A 2,624-nucleotide genomic window follows, 5' to 3' on the forward strand; every position below is an offset into this window, starting at 1 on the left:
GCCCTCTGGGCGGTCAAGAAACCGCCCAGAGGGCGGCGTTACAAGCATTTTTAGTTAAGTCTTTAACTTAAAACTCAAAACTCCAAACTCAAAACTTTTTAGCCAACCTCCCCAGGTTCTACAATGCGCTGGAACAGGTAGCCAGTACCGCGTGCGGTTAAAATTAACTCAGGATTGCTAGGATCGTCTTCTAACTTTGCCCTTAGCCGCGAGATGTGAACGTCCACAACGCGGGTGTCTACGTGACGCTCAGGCGTATATCCCCAAACTTCCTGCAAAATTTCCGATCGCGAAAAAGGCTCTCCAGAGCGGCTTACTAATAGCTCTAAAAGGCTAAACTCCATCCCCGTCAGCCGAATGCGTTCGTCCCCTTTGTAAACTTGTCGCTTATTGGTATCAATTCTGATATTGGTGACATGAATAACGCCGGAACTAGGAATACCCGAAGCACCATTTTTGTCAACTCTCCGCAGTACCGAACGGATGCGGGCTTCTAATTCCTTGGGAGAAAAAGGCTTGACAACGTAATCATCCGCCCCCAATTCTAAACCCGTGATGCGATCGGCAACATCCCCCAAAGCCGTCAGCATGATAATCGGCACGTCTGACTCCTTCCGCAACTCCTGACAAACGCCGTAACCATCTAGCTTTGGCATCATTACATCCAGCACCACAAGGTCAGGATCGGTATTGCGAAAGGTATCTAGGGCTTCTTCGCCGTCAGCAGCAGTGACGACATCGTAGCCGATCATCGACAGGCGAGTTTCCAGAATGCGGCGGATACTGGCTTCGTCATCGACTACTAGAATTTTTTCCTTATGGTTTTCCAAATTCCCCAACACTCCTTAAGTTACATTACTGATAAGTTAATTTTTTGTACCCTATCATTAAGACACAAACTCTTTTAATCACTTGTGTTCGGCCTGAAAGCCTTGTTATTGCTCTTATTCAGGCTTTTTCAAATGTTAAGGTTACTATATATTGTAAACAATGCCAAAGCCTCGAACACAATATGTTTGTCGGGAATGCGGCTACGAGTCGCCCCAATACTTCGGCAGGTGTCCTAGCTGTCAGAATTGGGACTCTTTTGATGAACAGCTAGAGATTATTCCCACAACTCCAGCGGGCAGAGTGGGTTTGACTGGCGTAACCACTAGGGAAACGGGCAACTTAACACCAGATAAGTCTTCTGGTCAGCCGAGAGCATCTTTCAAATTATCACAGATTGCTGACCAATCACAGTCGCGTTGGCCTTCTGGTTATGCGGAACTGGATCGAGTTTTGGGAGGGGGGATTGTTCCGGGTTCTTTGGTGTTGATTGGGGGGGAACCGGGGATTGGGAAATCAACGCTGTTATTACAGGTGGCGAATCAACTGTCGCGCAAGGATCGGATTCTGTATGTAAGTGCGGAGGAGTCGGGTCAGCAGGTGAAGTTGCGATCGCAGCGTTTGGGTGTTGCTACTCCGGTAAATTTATCTGCCAATGGACAAAGTGCTAATGGTAGTGGGGAAAAGGCGAAGAATTCGGGCGATCGCGAAATAGACAATTCAGCGGAGAATTTTTACTTACTCCCGGAAACTGATTTAGAGGTGATTTTGCGAGAGTTGGAATCGCTGAAACCGAATTTAGCAGTAATTGATAGTATCCAGACGGTTTATTTTGCTAGTTTAACATCGGCTCCGGGTTCGGTGGCGCAGGTGCGAGAATGTACTTCTGCCTTGATGCAGGTGGCGAAGCGGGCAAATATTACTTTATTTATTGTCGGTCATGTGACAAAAGATGGGGGCTTAGCGGGGCCGAGGGTTTTAGAGCATTTGGTCGATACTGTACTGTATTTTGAGGGCGATCGCTTTGCTTCCCACCGATTGTTACGTTCTATGAAAAACCGCTTTGGTGCAACTCACGAAATCGGTGTTTTTGAAATGATCGCTAATGGGTTGCGAGAAGTCGATAACCCGTCGGAGTTATTTTTGGGCAACCGAGATGAGTTTTCTCCGGGTACATCGACGACGGTTGCTTGTGAGGGTACTCGCCCAATTGTAGTAGAAATTCAAGCTTTAGTTAGTCCTGCAAGTTTTGGTTCGCCGCGCCGCGCCACTACGGGGGTAGATAATGCGAGATTGCAGCAAATTCTAGCTGTTTTGGAGAAGAGAGTCGGGATTCCGCTATCTAAATTAGATACGATTGTGGCAACTGTGGGCGGGTTGAAGGTGGAGGAACCTGCTGCGGATTTGGGAGTTGCGATCGCAGTGGTGGCTAGTTTTCGCGATCGCGTGGTAGATGCGCGGACTGTGTTATTAGGAGAAGTAGGTTTAGGCGGGCAAGTGCGGCCAGTTTCGCAACTAGAATTAAGGCTAAGGGAGGCCGCAAAGTTGGGATTTAAGCGGGCGATTATTCCTCACAATCAAACGCCACCAGATTTGGGGATGCAAATTATTCCAGTGGCGAAGGTGATTGATGCAATTATTGCCGCAATTCCTGCTACTCCCCGTCAATTGGAGTCGGATGATGATAGTTAACGGTTAACGGTTAACGGTTAACGGTTAACTGTTAACTGTTAACTGTTAACTGTTGAATAGTGGATGTTAATAAACTTAGGAGTTACGCAGTAACGCCGCCATCC

Annotated in this window: 2 protein-coding genes; one reads left to right on the top strand and one right to left on the bottom strand. The window is 47.6% G+C overall.

The features are described from left to right. Window positions 1-98: 98 nt before the first annotated feature. A complete protein-coding gene (gene rpaB, locus PN499_RS26120) occupies window positions 99-830 on the bottom strand; it encodes a response regulator transcription factor RpaB (protein ID WP_026103763.1) in 732 nt (243 codons plus the stop codon). Window positions 831-990: 160 nt separating this feature from the next. On the opposite strand from rpaB, the gene radA reads away from it, so the two are divergent. Then, window positions 991-2,520 carry a DNA repair protein RadA gene (gene radA, locus PN499_RS26125; RefSeq protein WP_272036035.1) on the top strand — a complete coding sequence of 510 codons (1,530 nt, stop codon included), beginning with the start codon at window positions 991-993 and terminating at the stop codon, window positions 2,518-2,520. The last annotated feature ends 104 nt before the right edge of the window (window positions 2,521-2,624 follow it).

Origin of the sequence: Kamptonema animale CS-326 (assembly GCF_028330895.1) — a bacterium.
Taxonomy (GTDB): domain Bacteria; phylum Cyanobacteriota; class Cyanobacteriia; order Cyanobacteriales; family Microcoleaceae; genus Kamptonema; species Kamptonema formosum.

Coding starts and splice junctions, on each gene's coding strand:
- radA (WP_272036035.1), top strand. CDS start 991: ATGCCAAAGCCTCGAACACAATATGTTTGTCGGGAATGCGGCTACGAG.